The organism is Mesorhizobium onobrychidis, assembly GCF_024707545.1.
Lineage (GTDB): Bacteria > Pseudomonadota > Alphaproteobacteria > Rhizobiales > Rhizobiaceae > Mesorhizobium > Mesorhizobium onobrychidis.
The window spans coordinates 5,784,318-5,802,098 of sequence record NZ_CP062229.1; the positions used below are offsets into that span (position 1 = coordinate 5,784,318).

Here is a 17,781-nt window from a genome sequence, read left to right on the forward strand (position 1 = left end):
TCTAAGCGACATTCTGAACCTGCCTTGCGTTTGATCGTTGCTGGCGGACACCCGAAGCCAGCAGCATGATCGCTTCTTCGGTCAATTCGTCCGCCTCCAGTTCGCCGACGAGGGCACCTTCGCGTATGACAAGCACCCGGTCGCTGAGCCCGATCAATTCCGGAAGCTCGGATGAAATCACGATGACGCCGACGCCCCGCTCGGCGAGGTCGCGAAGCAGGCGATGAATTTCCACTTTGGCGCCGACATCAACCCCGCGTGTGGGCTCGTCCAGAATGACCACCTTGGGCCCGACCGAAAGAAGCCTGGCGATGGCGACTTTCTGCTGATTGCCACCACTAAGCGTCGACACCTGTGTCTCGATGCCGCCCATGCGCACACCGTGGCGCTCCACCAGGTCGGTGGCTTGCTTTGCCTCGGCGCGGCGATCGAGCAGCCCAAGTGGTGTGGTTAGTTTCCGAAGGTCCAGCGCGGAGATATTCGACGCAACCGACAGGTCCAGGAACAGGCCCGACGCCTTGCGGTCCTCGGAGAGGTAGACCAGGCCCGCGCGCACCGCATCGCTGTAGGTCCTGATGCTGACCGGCTTGCCATTGAGTTCGACCGATCCCGACAGCTTCGGGCGCAAGCCGCAAACGGTCTGAACCATCTCGCTGCGGCCGGCGCCAATCAGCCCGCCGATGCCAAGAATTTCGCCTGCACGAAGCGTGAAGCTGACGCCTTCGGAACCCTCTCGATAGGAGAGATTCCCAACCGACAGCACAGGCCGGTCGGTGCGCCGTTCAGGCGAGAGCTTTTGCGGATAGAGCTGCGTGATTTCGCGCCCGACCATCTTGCGCACGACATCATTGGGAGTGACCGAAGCGATAGAATCGGTCGCTACATATCTGCCGTCACGAAACACCGTGACGCGGTCGCACAGGCTGAAGATCTCGGCCATGCGGTGGCTGATGTAGATGATTGAAATTCCGCGCGCCTTGAGATCGCGGACGATTGCGAAAAGGCGCCGCGCCTCGGTCTCGGTCAGGGCGGCCGTCGGCTCGTCGAGCATCAGCACCCGGCATTCGAGCGTCAGCGCCTTGGCGATTTCCACAAGTTGCTGGTTGGAAATCGAAAGGTCGGCGACCGGCGTCTCGACCGGGATCGGCGCCAGCAGGTCCATTATCTTCTGCGCATCGGCGTAGAGCCGGCGAAAATTCATCAGCGGCGCGCGCCGATTGTTTATGGCCGCCATGAGGATATTTTCGGCGACCGTAGCATCCTGGCAGAGCGCGATTTCCTGATGGACGAGGCCTATGCCAAGCCGCTGCGCGGCGGATGGCGATGCGATGGTGACGTCCTTGCCGTCGAGACGAATGGCGCCTTCGTCGGGTTGCACAATGCCGGCGATGACATTCATCAGCGTGGACTTGCCCGCGCCATTCTCGCCGCAAAGCGCGTGAATTTCGCCTCGCTGCAGCGTGAAATCGACCCCGGTCAGCGCTTTGATGGCGCCGAAGGATTTCGATATGTCGCGGATTTCAAGAATGGCGGCGGCAGTCACTCCGTCCCCCTGCAGCGTTGAAATTGATGAAAATGGCCCGGGTCGACGGGGCGCGAGCGCCCCGTCCGGTTCGAGCATCTCCGACGAGCCCGAAGGCATAATGTCGGACTTATTCCTCGATGCCCTTGGTGCCGCGCCGCGTGAGGTAGGCATCCCAATAGAAATCATCGGCGTTTTCCGCAGTGACGATGGAAAAGCCGTTGTCGACGAAAGGCACGCCCATGCCGTTGAAGCCCGATCGCCGGGCGTCGTTCATCGGATCGATCAACTCAGGATGCTTGGCCAGCCACAGCAGCATGAACCCCATATAGCCCTGCATGCCCTGGTTCGGGTTGACCGAGCCAAAGATTTCGCCGGCCTTGATCATATCGAGGATCTTGGCGTTGACGTCGGCCAGCATAACCCGGATCTTGCCGCCGCCCTCCTTCGCGGCCTGCGCGGCGCCGATTGCCGAGTTAGCTTCCGGCATGAACACCGCGCCCAGTTCGGGATGCGCCTGGGCAAGGCTGAGCACGGCCTGATAGGCCTTCGTCGCATCCTGATTCGACGCCGCGCGGCCGACGAGCTTCATATCCGGCCATTTGGCTTCCATGCGGGCGATGAAGGCGGCGATGCGCTTATCGTGATTATCCTGTCCGGGGTTTTCGAGGACAGCGTATTCGCCCTTGCCGTCCATCGCCTTGGCGACTGCATCGGCTGCATAGGTACCTTCGGCGACGTTGTCGGAGGTGATGTAGGACACTCGTTTGGAGTTGGGCGAATCCGCGGCGAATGTGACTACTGCCGTTCCCTGGTCGATGGCCCGGTTGATTGGCTCGATGAACGGATCGGAGTTCATCGGATGCACCAGGATGCCAGCCGGCTTCTGAGCCAGCGCCTGGTCGAATGTCGCTATTTGCTTGTTCACATCGTATTCGGGCGTTCCGGTGTATTCGGTCTCGCAACCGAACTGCTGTCCAGCCTGCTTGAACATCTCGTAGACCGGGAACCAATATTCGACGCCGGAAACCATGACGTTCATGACGTATTTTTCACCCGGCTCGCACTTGAACGGGTTAGCGGCCTGGGCCGCGGCGTGGCTTGCCCCCAACACTGTGGTGGCTGCTGCCGAAATGGCGAGCATGCTCAAAAATTTGCGCAAGAGTCCTCCCTCGGCCGAAGCCTGGTCAATTGGGCGGCCTGACACTTACGTGCCGCCGCTTGTGGTTGATGAGGCCGAACCTCCTCCCGAGGCCCAGCAGCTGATCATTCGCAGGAGTTGGCTCGAGTGTCAATAAAATTCACATGCAGAAATATATTTCACAGACTGGCTGGTAATGACGAGCACCGATGGGGCCGCCAGTGTTGGTGAACGAACGAGCCGGGCAAGCTCAGGGTCAGCGGTTTCAAACTGACCTGCCGATGTTTTCCAGAATGACGTACGACCGTTTTAGCTCAACGCAGCCACGGCTTGAATGTCAGGGACGCGCTGCTTCCCCTCAGGGACCTCAGATCATCCAGCCTGCAGCTAGACGTGCACGGCAATCGAATTGCGTTCCACGATCTGGGCCGCCAAGACCCGGTGCTCGAAAGGTAACGTGTCCTCCACCAGCCTCTTCAAGAGAAGCTCCGCCGCCGCCGCTCCAATCAAATGCGCTGGCTGCGCGATGGCTGTGATACCTTGGGCCACGAACTGCATCCAGTCGAGATCGTCGAAGCAAAGCAGCGAAACGTCTCCTGGAATCGCAAGCTTCAGTGCGGAAGTCGCCTCCAGAACGCCTGTCGACATCACACCATCGGCGGTAAATAGAGCGGACGGTGCATTGCGCATCGTCAGCAGATCGAGCGCCTCCTTGCGGGCTGCCTCGCTGGAATAGACCGCCACCCGGCGGACCAACTGCAGATCCGGCTCGATACCTGCGGCACGATGAGCTTCCAGATAACCCAACAGCCGTTGCCAGCTTGGATGGTGGTAGCGAACGTCAGCGCTGGAGAGATCGACGCTCGCCACAAACGAGCCGACATCATCGCGCTGGCCCGGACCCAGTTCGGCCAGTATGCCGATGCGGCTGTGTCCGGCCCCGATCATCGCAGCGATGCTGCTGCGGGTTACAGCCACGTTGTCGACCACCACGGAATCGGTTTCCAGGCCCGCGACGATGCGGTCGAACTGCACCACTGGACAGCGGGCCGCGACTGCCTCACGAAGATGATCCGGCTCATCCACGAAGGTCGACGAGACGATCAAACCGTCGACCTGCTTTTCCAGCAGCAGTTGCACCGCCTCTCGCTCGAGTTCGGCATTTTCGTCACTATTCGTAACGATAACCCCGAAGCCGCCACGGCGCGCGACATCCCCTACTCCACGCAAGACGCTCGCGTAGAATGGGCTTTCGATATCGCCGACCACAACTCCGATAGTCTGCGTCTTACCGGTGATCAGACCTTTTGCCAGGCGATTGGGGCGATAGCCCAGCGCAGCTGCGGCGGCGCGCACTTTCTCCTGAACCTCGGGGCTGCTGTAGCCATAGTCGCCAAGTACACGCCCCGCCGTGGCGGAGCTGACCCCGGCCCGGCGAGCAACTTCTATGATGGTTGCGTTTTTCGACGATCTTTGAATCACTCAGCAAGCCCCGCCGCCCATTCGTGCGTCGTAAAGACGAGCTAGTGGCAGTTAGGCCCACCCCGCAAGTCCGAACACCGCAGCACTCGCCGTTGCACACACCATTGCAATCACAGCACCTCAGACAGAAAGCGCCGAAGACGTGGGCTTTTCGGATTGTCGAAAAGGTCCTCTGGTCGCCCTGCCTCGACAATCCGCCCCTCGTCCATGAAAACGACCTGGTTTGCAACCTTGCGAGCGAAGTTCATCTCGTGCGTAACGACCACCATCGTCATCCCGCCCCGTCCGAGGTCGGCCATCAAGTTCAGGACACCCTTTACCAATTCCGGATCGAGAGCACTGGTGACTTCGTCGAACAGCATGACTTCGGGCTCGAGGGCCAGGGCGCGCGCGATGGCCACCCGCTGCTGCTGTCCGCCCGAAAGATTTGCCGGCCGATGGTCTTTGCGCTCCAAGAGTCCGACTTCATGCAGCCTCGCTAAGGCCGCGCGCTCAGCCTCCTGGCGCGACATGCCTTTTACCTTGCGCAGCGCCAGGGTGATGTTGGCGAGCGCACTGCGGTCGGGGAACAAGTTGAATTGCTGGAAAACCATGCCGACACGCCGCCGGAGTTGGTCAGGGGTCTGCTTGTAGATGCTTTCGCCATCGAGCCGGATGTCTCCGGCTCGACACTCGACGAGGCGGTTGAGGCAACGCAGCAAGGTCGACTTGCCCGAGCCGGATGGCCCGATCAGGCAGGTGACCGTCCCGGGCTCCACTTTCAGACTGACGTCATGGAGCACTTGGACGGCGCCGTAGGCCATGTCGATATTCTTGACCTCGATGCTGCCGCCCTTGAAGCGTGTGGGCGCGGCTGCAGGCGACTTCGCTGCGCCCGGCACGCCGGCCTCCGCAAGCTCGGCGACTTCTTTGAGGCCGCTCTGCACGCCGGTGATACGCTTGCCGACGCGCATGCGCGCGTCGATGTAGTTGACGAGGTGGGTTAGCGGCACCGTGATCACGAGGTAGAACACGCCGGCCAGCAAGAGCGGTGACAGGTTGCCGGTCAGCACGGCCTGATCTTGGCCGACGCGGAACAGTTCGCGTTCGGAGGCGAGCAGGCCAAGGAAATAGACCAGGCTGGAGTCCTTGACGTTGCCGATGAACTGGTTGACCAGTGCCGGCAGGACGCGGCGGATGCCTTGCGGGATCACCACCAGGCGCATGCCTTGGCTATACGTCATTCCGAGAGTGCGGGTGGCGTCGATCTGACCGCGCTCGACGCTCTGAATGCCGGCTCGGAAAATTTCTCCGATGTAGGCGCCGGCAATAAGGCTGAGTGCCAAAATGCCCAGCGGATAAGGCGATGGACCGAACAGGTCCCGGCCCAACCGTGCGAAGCCCTGGCCAATGATCAGAATAGTGACAATGGCGGGAAGCCCCCGGAAGATATCGGTGTAGACCCGCGCGAGGAGCTTCAGCGGCCGGTTCTCGGAAATCCCCATCACGGCGAGAACGATACCGATCAGCGTCCCGAAAAACGTCGAGGCGACGGCCAGGATCAGGGTGTTCTTGAGGCCGACCATCACCATGTTTGGCAGAACTTCTGCCATCGCCTGGAAATCAAGGAAGCTGCGGGCAAAGGTATCGAACCAGCTCATATCAAGTCCATCTATAACTCGGCCGGGCACCGTTGCTCACGGGCCCGGCCGGAAATACAGCGAAGTCGCTCGAATTCACTTCTTGGGCAGATATTGATCTGGCATGGGGGTGCCGGCGAACCATTTTTCGTGCAGCCGTTTCCAGGTGCCATCCTCCATGGCCTCGCGCAGTGCCTTGTTCAGTGCCTCGCGGAAGGCATCGTTGCCTTTCTTGACCACGAACCCGGCTGGCGCATCGAAGGACGGCACGTTCATTGTTATCTTCAGGTTTTTATAGCGTTCTACATACTGCTTGGCCGACTCATAGTCGGTGAAATGGCCGTCGATCGTCCCGTTGTTCAGCGCCGCCACCGCGGTGTTGTTGTCGGGGAACTTGACGATGTCACCTTTCAGATTCTTCTCGGCATAGATTTCCTGCAGCGTCCCCTGGATCACGCCGATGCGCTTTCCGGCGGTGCTCTCATTGCTCGTCAGAGCCGGATCGGCCGAAATGATCGAAAGGTAACCCGCGAGATAGCCATCGCCAAAATCCACGGTCTTCTTGCGCTCCGCGGTCGTGCCAATGGCGGCGACAGCGACGTCGAAGCGGCCGTTGGCGACGGATGGCAGCAGCGCCGAGAATTCCTGGCCGGTGAAGACGACCTGCTCCTCCTTGAACCCGAGCCGGTGCGCCACGTCGCGGAAGAGCTCAGCGTCGAAGCCAGTGAAGTTGCCGTTGGCGTCGGTGAAGACGTAGGGTTTCGCATCGCCCATCGTTCCGACGCTGATCACCGTCGGGTCGATGAGGTTGTAGGGGTTGTCGCTCGCCTTTGCCTGGGTTGACGAGGCCAATGTGCCAAGTCCTGTCGCCAGCGCGATAGTCAGCGCCAGACCGCATTTCACCAGTTGGCGCCTGCTCGAATTTGTTTGCATGTCTTCTCCTCTTACGATTGGCCGGACCCGGCCTTGCGATCCCACTCGACGTCTGATCCATCAAAATGCTCTTAGCGGCGTTTAGTAGATGAATGAGAACGTTATCACTTTACCTAGCATTGTCCGTTTCTCGCGTCAATTGTTTCGGGGAATTTCGCAACTAGACGGTTTTCCCGTGTTGCCCCGCTCCGCGGAGGATCTCGGGCGTCATGTTCCCTATATCGATTGCTGACGCATGGCCGATCGCGCCGTAGTACTGGCAGGTTGCAGCCGCCGCCTCTGCGGCATGGCGGAGAATGTCCTGAGGCGCCTCTTCCGTAAGCAGGCCGAGTAGCGTTCGGGCGATGAAGGTGTCGCCCGCGCCCAAGGTGTCGACGGGTTCGACCAGCCGCGCCGGGGTACGGTAGGAGACTGTGTCGCTGTGAAGCACCGCGCCGGCTCGACCGCGAGTCACCAAAACCCACTTTGGACCACACGCAAGCAACTCGGATGCGATTACGGCCAATTCCTTGTCGTCAAGACCATCCCCTGAAACGGAAGCCAGATAGCAATAGGGTCCAACCTCGCGCCGGTGTTCCGGTTCCCGCCGCGTGGAAAAATCGTAAGATAACAGTGATTTACTCGAAACTGCGGCAACCCATGGGTCTAACCCGCTGGACTGGCCGATGTGGACGGCCTGAAAGCCTGACAGAAAATCCAGATCTTCTTGCGTCGGCGTGAACACCGAAACGCCGAGATCGAAATCCAGGAAAATCCGATCGGCGTTGTGGTGACCTATGAGGCAGTAAGCGGTCCGCCCTTCGAGGCGCCGCAATCTGGTGACGTCAACACGCTCCGACGCCAGTGCAGTGCAGATCAGGTCCCCGGCCCGGTCTTTGCCGATCGCTCCCACATAGGCCGACTGCCCGCCGAAGCGCCTCACATAGACCGCGACATTGAGGCAGTTTCCGCCAGGATACATCTCGCCGCGTGCAAGGTAGCAATCGACCACGTTATCGCCCATCGCGGCAATCTTGACCATTACAGGACTTTCAGCTTAAAAGGATGTGATAACGTTCGCACAAATGGCTGCTATCTGTCAATTGTGCGCCGGCCCAAGCTCTGTCAACGAGACGAGGAAGCTCATGATTTCCGCCCTGCCCGCCGACGTAGAACGCGCTCTGAACGCTACGGCGGGCAGGCAGTTTTCGCACCTTTTTCTCCTGGCGTGCGGCGGCTCGCTCTCGATCATGATGGCGGGCAAATACTTCCTCGACCGCCACAATGGCACATTCGCCTGCGACATCTACAACGCGGATGAGTTCGTCTGCCGAGATCCGCGGCGGTTGGGACCTGACACGCTTGTTGTCCTTTGCTCGCAGACAGGAACCACAAAGGAGACCGTACGGGCGGCCAATCATGCCAGGGCGCGAGGCGCAACGACAATCGGCATGACGCTCGACCACACATCGCCCCTCGCGCGGGCGGTCGACCACCCGGTTGCCTACCAGGCCTCGTACACTACGGGCAAAGCAATAGATGCAGCCTACAGCAATTACGGCGTGCTCTACATGCTGCTCGCCGGTCTGATCGATACTCGGGAGGATGGCGGGCTAACCAACGACCTGCTGATCAGCCTGAGCCATCTTCAACCGGCCATCGAGCGCGCGCACCGGGCCTACGCTGACCGGTTCGAGGCCTTCGCCCCTCGCTTCGCACATCGAGAGGCAATCTACACACTGGCCAGCGGTGCCAGCTACGGTGCGGCCTATTCCTACGCCATCTGCGTGCTCATGGAAATGCAGTGGTATGACTCGCAGGCAATACACGCGAACGAGTTCTTCCATGGCCCATTCGAAGTGGTGGATAGGGATGCTTGCTTCGTGGTCTTGCTGGGTTTGGACGAAACGCGGAGCCTTTCCGAACGCGCCTGTGATTTCCTTATCAAGTACGGCAGCCGGGAAAACATCCTGGTGCTCGATGGAGCGGAACTCGACCTCGGCGGTATGTCCGAACATATCAAACCTTACCTCGTGCCTTTGGTCTTCTTCGACACTCTATGGCGTTTTGCCTACAAGCTGGCAGGTCTGCGCGATCGGCCGATGCTCGAGGGCCGGCGCTACATGAAGAAGCTGTCGGACTACTAGTTCCGCCGCGCTTTGTAGCGATCGATCAACTCCCAGCCCATCTTCTGCGTAGAAGGATTTCTCTATGAATGCATCCCCAAAGCCGCGCCATGTCGTCGTTGTCGGCGCAGGCATCTTTGGTGCCTCGACTGCGCTGCACCTCGCCCGCCTTGGCTTTGATGTGACCATTGTCAACGACGGCGCGCCGTCCAACGGTGCATCCGGCCGTTCACTTTCCTGGCTGAACTCAGCGCGACGCGTGGACACTGCCTATCACCGCCTGAGGCTTGCAGGCGTCGACCGTTATCGGACCCTGGCTGCCACAAGGCCGGAAACCTCGTCCTGGCTTCGCTTTGACGGCGGCCTCACCTGGGATGCGGACAATGAGGCGAACCAGATCGCGTCTATCTGGCAGCTGGAGCAGGATATTGGTTATGACTCGCTTCTGCTCGGCCCTGCCGAAGTTGGCGCAATAACGCCCGGGGTCAATGCCAGTGCAATCACCCCGCAGGGCGCCATCTTCAATCCTGGCGAAGGATGGGTTGACCTGCCCTCTTTGGTCGATCTGCTGCTCAATGAATTCCGCTCCCGCGGCGGCAAGCTTGTTCAGGACGCTGGACGGGTGCGGATAGTTGCCACAGGTGGTCGCGCGCGTGGCGTCGTCACTGCTGGCGGTGCGCCGGTCGAGGCGGATGCAGTGGTCCTTGCCGTTGGGCCATCGACGCCTTCCATGCTTGCGGAGATCGGAGTCCATGTCCCCGACGCCACGCCGATTTCACTTCTCTTGAAGACCAAGCCCGTCAAGACCGACCTCCGTGCCGTGCTGAATACGCCGCGTGTGGCGGTGCGCCCGACGCCGGATGGCGCACTTGTTTTGGATTCGGCATGGTCGGAGGAAGAAGTCGTGGTCAACTCGGACGACACCTACACCGTGCACGACAAAACCGTCAAAGGACTGCTCGACGAAGCTACCGCCGTGCTCGACGGCAATCCGCGGCTCCAACTCGCAACCTACGCTGTTGGTCCGAAGCCTATCCCCGGCGATGGCGAGCCGGTGCTTGGCTCCGTCGAGACCGTCGCCGACCTTCACGTCGCTTTTAGCCACAGCGGCGCCACGCTTGGACTGATCGTCGGCGAATTGCTAGCCAAAGAAATCGCCTCCGGCAATCCGCATCCCATGCTTGCTACCTTCCGCGCCAACCGTTTCAATTGAAAGGGCAATCGCGGCCGAGGCCGAACTGTCCAGATGAGCCGCGGTGGCATTGCCCAGATGACCGCCTTCGGAGGTTGATCCGCGCACCTGACTAGGATAACATGACAATCGTAGTTTAGTTTTAGCCGCGGCCGCAGCAAGGCTGGCCCTTCACGCGCGGCGCCATCAAAACCTTTGAAACTCAGCACAGAGCGCCTGCGCGGCGTCTGTGTGACATGGCGTCCGCAACGAATGATCGACAAGAATCAGATTGCAGCAGAACAGGCAACGTTTCGAGCCTTCGCAAACAGCTATCTGCGAGAGCTGAATTCTGGGAACCCCGTGTTCCACCGCATTGGAGAACGGAACTTCGATTGCGTGGAGATTTCCCTGCCATCGCGGCATGTGGTCCTGCGTATCGAAATCAAATCCCGATCGCTTTGCGGAATGCACCTCTTTGGACAGATCTGGATGCGTCAGGATGCCGGTCCAAACTGGCACGAGATAGAGCCGATACTGGCTGTGCATCTGCTTGTGCTGGGAGCCAGAGAAGCCGGATCGGCCACGCACCGACAGGCCGATGTGGAGCTTCTTGAGCGGATTCTTCAGAGTTGTCAGGCGACAAATCGTTACCTCGACGCCGCCGATCGGGCGCCGCCACCGGTCGGCTTTATAGCCGCGGAACAAATCCCTGTATTTCGGGCATCCGCTGCATCCGACGCCGAAGAGCCTGCAAGGCATGTCGAACTGGCAGCAGGATGTCTATGCCCCCGAATTGCGCGGCGGTTTCCAGCTGGCCTATTTCGCGGCCCACCTCGTCCGCGAGGATTCCGCCGGCATCGCGGTGACCTCGATCGTCAGGTCACTGCTGGGGAATGACGCCGGCAACATTGCCGCAGGTAACGGCGAGATGCTCCTGCCCATGCATCCGCTTCAGGCGCAAGCATTGATGCTCGACCCGGCGGTGCGCGCGCTCATGGATTCAGGGCAGATCCGGTATCTCGGTCCGGCAGGGCCGGTGTTCACGGCGACTTCCTCGGTACGCACCGTTTACAGCGATGACGCCGCCTGGATGCCGAAATTCTCGCTGCCCGTCCGCATCACCAACTCCAAGCGCGTTAACAGGTGGCACGAGCTGGAGGCCGGCGTTGCAGTGGCGCGCCTGTTCGAATACGCCGGGATCGACACGTTCGAGCCGCACCTCGGCTTTCTCCATGACAGCGCATACGTGACGCTGGACATTTCCGGACAGGCCGAGAGCGGTTTTGAAGTTATCTTCCGCGAAAACCCGTTCCGGGGCCGCGCCGACGATCCCGTGATAACCGTTTCGGCACTGACGGCCGAACCACGTCCCGGGCACAGCTCGTTGCTCGAAAACGTCGTCCGGCGCGTCGCGCATGATCATGATATCTCTGTGCGGCAGGCGTGCCGTCGCTGGTTTGAATGCTATCTCGACTGTGCGCTCGATCCGCTGGTCAAACTCTACGACCGGTTCGGCGTCGCGCTGGAAGCGCATCAGCAGAACAGCTTGCTGGACCTTTCGCAGCAGGGGCTGCCCAGCCGGTACTTTTATCGCGACAGCCAGGGATTCTACCTCTCGAACAGCTTCAAGGCCCGGTGGTATGGCCTGATGCCGGAGGTTGTTCAAATCCGCAGCTTTTCTTCGATGACCGTGACATTCGCGAGCGGCTCTCCTATTACCTCATCGTCAACCAGATCTTCTCGGTTGCCGCGCGCGCCGGACATGACGGCCTGGCAAGCGAGGCCGAACTGCTCGGCATCCTGCGAGCGCGGCTCAAAAAACTTGGCGGGAGAACTCACTGGCGCAGGCCGGGAATTCGCGTCCAGCCTGCTGGACAAGCCGCACATCACCGCAAAGGCCAACCTGGCAATCCGGCTGCAGGATGTCGATGAACTGGCCGAGGGCGGCAGCGCCATCAAAGCTGAAGCCGACGGGAGTTCTACTGAAACGCACCGGTCGGGCTGCGCAACCCCAACCAGCTGACGCCCGATCGGGTGCTCCGGTCGAAGCCGCCGCCACCGCTTTCCAAGCGGCGGACGAGCCGCCGCTTGGAGGTCTAATCTCGACCGTGCCGGCCGAACGCCGGTATCAGCGGCCCCAGATCCCCTGCCCATAACCAGGCCCGGGGATATCGAAGATCGAATTTCCTCCCGAGGTCGGTGCGCTGTCGGCCGTGTTGACACTCGCTGTGCCGCTCAGGTCGACCGCGTAGCCATTGTCGGACACCATCGAATGGTGACCGGTGTTCGGATAGCTGGAGCCATGGCTGTAGTCGGAGCCATAGTGGTCGCTGCCGGCAAAAGCCATGCCGGAGGCAAACAGGAAGGCGGCAGTGGTAAGAACGATCTTCGTGCGCTGTTCGGAGGGCTGCCTGATAGCAGCCGAGATCATCACCGTTCGGCGGCGTCAACGCGGCCTGTACGAATGGCGGCTGTTCCCGATCAGCCGTCGCGTCGTGGGATTGACGTCTGCCTCTTGTCGATCATGGCGTTGTAAGCGCCGGCGAGCCCCTTCATGGGCCGGATGGTTTTGGTCAATAAGGCTCGCGCGGAGCCGGTCGGGGAAATCGTACGAAGTAACTGGCTTATGCATTTTGAACCTCAGGTTTCGGAGCAAGACGCATCGACACCTCGACAAGACTAGATGTTCGTCCAGGGCGCTGGATATTTGCATCTCGCCCGTTGAATCTGCCGCATCTGCGGTTCTTATTGTCATACACCGCTTTCGTTTCAGGCGTTTTTCTGTAGTGCGGTGGGAGTGTTTCGTTTGTTTCAGCGGCACGCGCGACGGGGATGACAGGCGGCATTTTGTGGCTGGTCCGAGTCGTTTGCTCGAGCCGTGGTATCGGCCGTGCAATCTAGGCCATTCGTGTTTCGGCCGTTTTTCCTGAGCACTGGATAGATTTCGTTTTCACGCCAGCGCTGGCGAAGATCCCCACGCGCCGAAACAGTTGAAACAAATCACGCAGCGTCTGAATGTGTGCTGAAACAAAGAGGGTCTAGGTGTTTGATCCCGGACTTTAATGGCGCATCATTGCCGTCCGAATCAAAGGATGCGCTATGGGACAGGTTCTACACCGCCGCGCCACGACGACAGAGGCAGTCCGTCGAGCGATACAGCATAGTCAAGAGAGCCTGAGAGCGCTGGCCAAGCGCTACGGCATCGATCAGAAGACAGTTAGAAAGTGGAGGAACCGGATCTCGACCGCCGATCTTCCCACCGGCCCGAAGAAACCAAGATCGACAGTGCTGTCGCTCGAAGAGGAAGCGGTGATCGTCGCCTTTCGCAAGCACACGTTGCTGGCGCTGGATGATTGTCTCTATGCCCTACAGCCCTCGATCCCGCATCTGACGCGCTCGTCGTTGCATCGCTGCCTTCAGCGCCATGGCATTTCGCGGCTGCCGCAGGTGGACGCCGACAAGCCGGCCAGGAAGAAGTTCAACGCCTATCCGCTCGGCTATTTCCATATCGACCTCGCCGAGGTGCAGACCGCCGAGGGCAAGCTGCGCCTTTTCTTGGCCATCGATCGGACGTCGAAATTCGCCTATGCGGAATTGCACCCGACGGCGGGCAAGATGGCGGTGGCCCAATTCCTTCGCAACCTGATCGCGACCGTGCCCTATGCCATCCATACCATTCTGACCGACAACGGCATTCAGTTCGCCAACCGGACCTGCGACCGGCATGCCCTTCAGCACATCTTCGACGGCATCTGCGACGAACATGGCATCGAGCACCGGCTCACAAAGATCAACCATCCCTGGACGAACGGCCAGGTCGAGCGGATGAATCGGACCATCAAGGACGCCACCGTCAAGCGCTTCCACTATGACGATCACGAGCAACTGCGTCGGCATCTCGCCGACTTCATCTTAGCTTACAATTTCGCGCGCCGGCTTAAGACCCTCAAGGGCCTCACGCCCCACGAATTCATCTGCAAAATCTGGGCAAAAGAGCCCGAACGGTTCCGACTCGATCCCACCCATCAAATGCCGGGACTAAACACCTAGGATCCGCCCTCGGGCGATCACGCGAATAAGGGGAACGATCATGCGGCCTGATAATCCGGTCACATCCACACACACAGGCTATGCCCTCTTTGACGCCAACAATGTCCTCGTTGGGAGCAATCCGGAGATATTTGGAAGCCGGCGGCTCGATCGCGGCGAGATGCAGCCGATGGACGCCATTGCCGCAGTCGCCGAAGCCCTCTCAAATCTGAAAAGTTTCGACGGCCGCCCAATCGAGCCGGGCAACGCGTTCGTTGAAAGCGCTGCGGCGCGGTGGACGCAAATCGACAAGGGTCCAGTTGAAGCGGAGACTTTGGATGGGCAATGGAGGTTGTTCACGGCACATCCTCGGCCGGAAGGTGGGGTGGCCCTGGTAAGCGTCGACATTACCGACATGAAGCGAGCGCAGATCGCGCACCGGGAAAACGCGGAGATATTCCGCTGCATCACGGACAGTCATCCGCTGCCCGTTTGGGTGGTGGACGCGGGAAGCGGGCAGATCCTCTACGAAAGCCTCGATGCCTCGAACCTGCTTGGCCGAAAATGGACCCCGAACGAGCCGCAATTCCTGACGGATCATTTCGTGAATACTGGCGAATTCGATGAAATCAGTTCTCTCGCCCGCAACAGCGAGATCGTGCGGGATCACGAAATCCAGCTTAGAAACACAAGCGGATCGACCGTCTGGTGCTCGACCAACTGCCGTCGCGGCGTTTATGACGGGCGCCCCTCGCTCATCATCGGCGTATTGGACATCACGGAACGTAAGCAGCGCGAGGATCTGTTCGGTTTCCTAATCAAGCATCATCCGTTGCCGGTATGGATGAACGACGCGAGTTCGGGGGAACTCATCTACCAGAGCAATGCTGCCGAACGGCTGCTTGGATGGAGCAAAAAGGCGCAACGCGAGACGGTGCGGCTCGGCGACTACTTTGTCGACCCCGAGAAACACCGGGAAATCAATCGGGAGCTCATGCAAAAGGGCGTCGTCGAAAATTGCGAGGTGCTTCTTAAGAGACCCGACGGGCAAGAGTTCTGGGCCACGGGCAATCTCAGGATCGTCGAGTTTCAGGGCCGGCGAGTGGTTCTCGCCGGCATCGCCGATGTGACCAAGCAGAAGAAGCGTGACGGCGAAGTCGCTGCGGCGCGGGAGATGCTCGCAGACGCCGTTGAATCACTCTCCGAGGGATTCGCACTTTATGACGAAGATCACCGCCTGGTCATGTGCAACAGTCTTTACCGCGAGTTGAACCACCCAGTGCGGGATCTCGTTGAACCGGGGGTGGAATGGAACGAGCTCCTTGGCGAATCCGCCAAGCGCGGCGTGTACCGCAACGCGGTTGGGCGTGAGGACGAGTGGCTCGACGAGCGGATCCAAAACCGGATCGAGTTCCACTCCCATTTCGAGGTCCCCCTCTCCGACGGCAAATGGCACTCGGTATCGATACATCCCACCGATCTTGGCGGCTTCGTCGTAACGCGCGCCGACATCAGCGGGCGCAAGAAGGCCGAGGCTGCCGAGCGCGACGCCACGGCTCTGCTGCAAAAGGTGCTCGATGCCTGCCCTTCGCCGATACACATGACCACGTTCGAGGGAGAAACGCTCTACCGCAATCCTGCTACCAGAGATCTCTACGCCGACCGTCCTCGAATAACCGACCACTATGTCGATCCAGATTATAGCGCAATATTGGAGCGCACCCTGATCGAAAAGGGCAGGATCGATGATTTTCGGGTCCAGCAGTACGACACCGAGAACAAGGCCTTCTGGGCTTCGATTTCCGCTCGCCTGATCGATTTCCAGGGAAGGCAGGTGATAGTGTCGAACACGACGAATATCACCGACATGATCGCCGCCCAGCAAGAAACGCGCAAGGCCAACGAGCGGCTGATCGACGCGATCGAATCTCTGGCCGAAGGGTTTGCCCTCTACGACAGGAACGATTGCCTGGTGCTGGCCAACAGCAGGTACCGCCAGATGCACGCGATAAGCGCGGATGTGCTCGTTCCCGGGGTGAACTGGTTCGAGTTCCTCCGCGTGACCGCAGAGCGCAACCAGTTTCCGGTTCCACGGGACAAAATCGACGACTGGCTTGCCGAGAGGGCAAGGGACCGCCGCGAGTTCCGGCAACAGGAATTCCGTCATACGGACGGGGGTTGGTTTTTCGTCTCGAACTGTCCGACCCGCGAAGGCGGGTTCGTGGTCACCCGTGTCGACATTACAGAGCGCAAGCGGGCCGAGGAGGCCGCTAAGGAAGCGGATGAAATGGTCCGTAAAGTCCTCGAAGCCTGCCCCGTCAACATCCAGATGACCCGCGCGCATGACGGGAAGCTGCTCTACCGCAGTCCCGCCACCGTTGAGCTGCTCGGCAACGTCACCAGCGCCATCGACTACTATGTCGATCCTTCAGAGCGGATGCGATACGTTGAGCGGCTGCTCGCGACGGGGTTGGTCGACGATTTCGAAACCCAGCTCAAACGCAAGGACGGTGGGACCTGCTGGTGTTCGATTTCGTCTCGACTGATCGATTACCACGGTGAGAAGGTGATCGTTTCCCACGCCTACGATCTCACCGACCGTATCGAAATGCAGCAGGAATTAGAGCGACAGCGCGAGACGCTGCACCAGAACGAGAAAATGTCGGCGCTCGGCGGATTGCTGGCGGGAGTGGCGCATGAGCTGAACAATCCGCTCTCGGTGGTGCTTGGCCTGTCATCGCTGTTGAAGGAGACCGCAACCGACGCCAAGGTCGTGGAACGCGCCGACAAGATGAGCAAGGCAGCCGAACGCTGCGCGAGGATTGTCAAGACTTTCCTGGCTATGGCCAGACAGCAGCCGACGCGAACCTCAAACGTTGCGATCGATGATATTATTTCCGAAGCGGTGGAAGTGGCGAGCTATTCGATTCGATCGTCGGACATCGCGCTTTCAGTTCATCTTGAACCTGGTCTTCCTCCGATCTGGGCGGATCCCGATCAGCTTGGCCAGGTGGTGATCAATTTGCTTGTCAATGCAGAACAGGCGCTGCACGGCTGGGACGGGCGACGGACAATCACGGTTTCAACGCGGCTTCATCCCACGACCGGCAACATAGTCGTCAGCGTTGCCGACACGGGCCCGGGAATTCCCAAAGAGATACTTCCCCGCATTTTCGAGCCGTTCTTCACGACGAAAGAGATTGGGTCAGGGACCGGGATCGGGCTGTCCTTCTGTCATCGGATCGTTCAATCCCATGGAGGAACCATCGAGGTCGAATCCCCCGAGGGGGGTGGCTCGACCTTCATACTTTCGCTGCCTGCTTCGGAGCGTCTCGACGAACGAGCCGAAACGGCCGAAGACGAGCTCCCGAATTCAACCGGCATTGCTTGTCTGGTGGTGGACGACGAAGAGGAAGTGGGTGAGTTGGTCGCTGAGGTGCTCAGGCGAGATGGTTTCAAGGTCACCATTGCAAGATCCGGCGAAGAAGCGCTGCTGCATCTCCAGAACCGCACTTTCGCGCTGATCCTGAGCGATCTGAAAATGCCGAACATGGATGGACGGGGATTGTTCAACCAGATTGCCAAGCTCTATCCGGCCGAGCTCGACAGGTTGGCCTTCCTGACAGGGGACACGATCAGCCCGGACGCGCAGATGTTCCTGCGCGCCGCGAAACGGCCCTATCTTGAGAAACCGATCAAACCTAACGAGCTCCGTTCGTTTGTCTCGAATCTGGTCAACAACAATACTTGACAGATCCGTGGATTTGCACGTCACT

Annotated in this window: 13 protein-coding genes and 1 pseudogene; 6 read left to right on the plus strand and 8 right to left on the minus strand. The window is 59.8% G+C overall.

The window, feature by feature from the left end; all coding sequences use genetic code 11:
- Position 1 precedes the first annotated feature (1 nt).
- From IHQ72_RS28650 to IHQ72_RS28680, 6 genes are all read right to left on the minus strand, one after another.
- Complete coding sequence (locus IHQ72_RS28650; RefSeq protein WP_258118809.1) at positions 2-1,543, minus strand: sugar ABC transporter ATP-binding protein; 1,542 nt, start codon at positions 1,541-1,543, stop codon at positions 2-4.
- Between the two features lie 109 nt (positions 1,544-1,652).
- Positions 1,653-2,684: a substrate-binding domain-containing protein gene (locus IHQ72_RS28655; RefSeq protein ID WP_127317988.1), complete on the minus strand. Its 1,032-nt coding sequence runs from the start codon at positions 2,682-2,684 to the stop codon at positions 1,653-1,655.
- Positions 2,685-3,050: 366 nt separating this feature from the next.
- Positions 3,051-4,145: a LacI family DNA-binding transcriptional regulator gene (locus tag IHQ72_RS28660; RefSeq protein WP_258118813.1), complete on the minus strand. Its 1,095-nt coding sequence runs from the start codon at positions 4,143-4,145 to the stop codon at positions 3,051-3,053.
- A 110-nt stretch (positions 4,146-4,255) separates the two neighbouring features.
- On the minus strand, positions 4,256-5,785 hold the full coding sequence (locus IHQ72_RS36935) for an amino acid ABC transporter permease/ATP-binding protein (RefSeq protein WP_309508701.1): 1,530 nt from the start codon (positions 5,783-5,785) through the stop codon (positions 4,256-4,258).
- Positions 5,786-5,860: 75 nt separating this feature from the next.
- Positions 5,861-6,697, minus strand: coding sequence for an ABC transporter substrate-binding protein (locus IHQ72_RS28675; protein ID WP_258118815.1), 837 nt, complete (start codon positions 6,695-6,697; stop codon positions 5,861-5,863).
- Positions 6,698-6,857: 160 nt separating this feature from the next.
- Positions 6,858-7,718, minus strand: coding sequence for a PfkB family carbohydrate kinase (locus tag IHQ72_RS28680; RefSeq protein WP_258118820.1), 861 nt, complete (start codon positions 7,716-7,718; stop codon positions 6,858-6,860).
- Between the two features lie 103 nt (positions 7,719-7,821).
- Between IHQ72_RS28680 and IHQ72_RS28685 the strand changes: the two genes are divergently transcribed.
- Both IHQ72_RS28685 and IHQ72_RS28690 read left to right on the plus strand, forming a co-directional pair.
- Positions 7,822-8,823 (plus strand): SIS domain-containing protein, encoded by a 1,002-nt coding sequence (locus IHQ72_RS28685; protein ID WP_258118821.1) that lies wholly within the window; start codon positions 7,822-7,824, stop codon positions 8,821-8,823.
- Positions 8,824-8,887: 64 nt separating this feature from the next.
- Complete coding sequence (locus IHQ72_RS28690; RefSeq protein ID WP_258118822.1) at positions 8,888-10,015, plus strand: NAD(P)/FAD-dependent oxidoreductase; 1,128 nt, start codon at positions 8,888-8,890, stop codon at positions 10,013-10,015.
- A gap of 165 nt (positions 10,016-10,180) precedes the next feature.
- On the opposite strand, the gene IHQ72_RS28695 is transcribed toward IHQ72_RS28690, so the two are convergent.
- Positions 10,181-10,681 (minus strand): hypothetical protein, encoded by a 501-nt coding sequence (locus IHQ72_RS28695; RefSeq protein ID WP_258118823.1) that lies wholly within the window; start codon positions 10,679-10,681, stop codon positions 10,181-10,183.
- A gap of 52 nt (positions 10,682-10,733) precedes the next feature.
- On the opposite strand from IHQ72_RS28695, the pseudogene IHQ72_RS37225 reads away from it, so the two are divergent.
- Together IHQ72_RS37225 and IHQ72_RS37230 are read left to right on the plus strand one after the other, a co-directional pair.
- Positions 10,734-11,540, plus strand: a pseudogene (locus tag IHQ72_RS37225) (IucA/IucC family protein); the annotation flags it as partial.
- Positions 11,438-11,908, plus strand: coding sequence for a ferric iron reductase (locus IHQ72_RS37230; protein WP_374120415.1), 471 nt, complete (start codon positions 11,438-11,440; stop codon positions 11,906-11,908). The pseudogene IHQ72_RS37225 and the gene IHQ72_RS37230, both read left to right, overlap by 103 nt.
- A 196-nt stretch (positions 11,909-12,104) precedes the next feature.
- On the opposite strand, the gene IHQ72_RS28705 is transcribed toward IHQ72_RS37230, so the two are convergent.
- Positions 12,105-12,407 (minus strand): DUF680 domain-containing protein, encoded by a 303-nt coding sequence (locus IHQ72_RS28705; protein WP_258118826.1) that lies wholly within the window; start codon positions 12,405-12,407, stop codon positions 12,105-12,107.
- A 668-nt stretch (positions 12,408-13,075) separates the two neighbouring features.
- Here IHQ72_RS28705 and IHQ72_RS28710 point away from each other — a divergent pair.
- On the plus strand, positions 13,076-14,026 hold the full coding sequence (locus IHQ72_RS28710; RefSeq protein ID WP_258116642.1) for an IS481 family transposase: 951 nt from the start codon (positions 13,076-13,078) through the stop codon (positions 14,024-14,026).
- 40 nt (positions 14,027-14,066) lie between these two features.
- Positions 14,067-17,756, plus strand: coding sequence for a PAS-domain containing protein (locus tag IHQ72_RS28715; protein WP_258118827.1), 3,690 nt, complete (start codon positions 14,067-14,069; stop codon positions 17,754-17,756).
- Positions 17,757-17,781 lie beyond the last annotated feature (25 nt).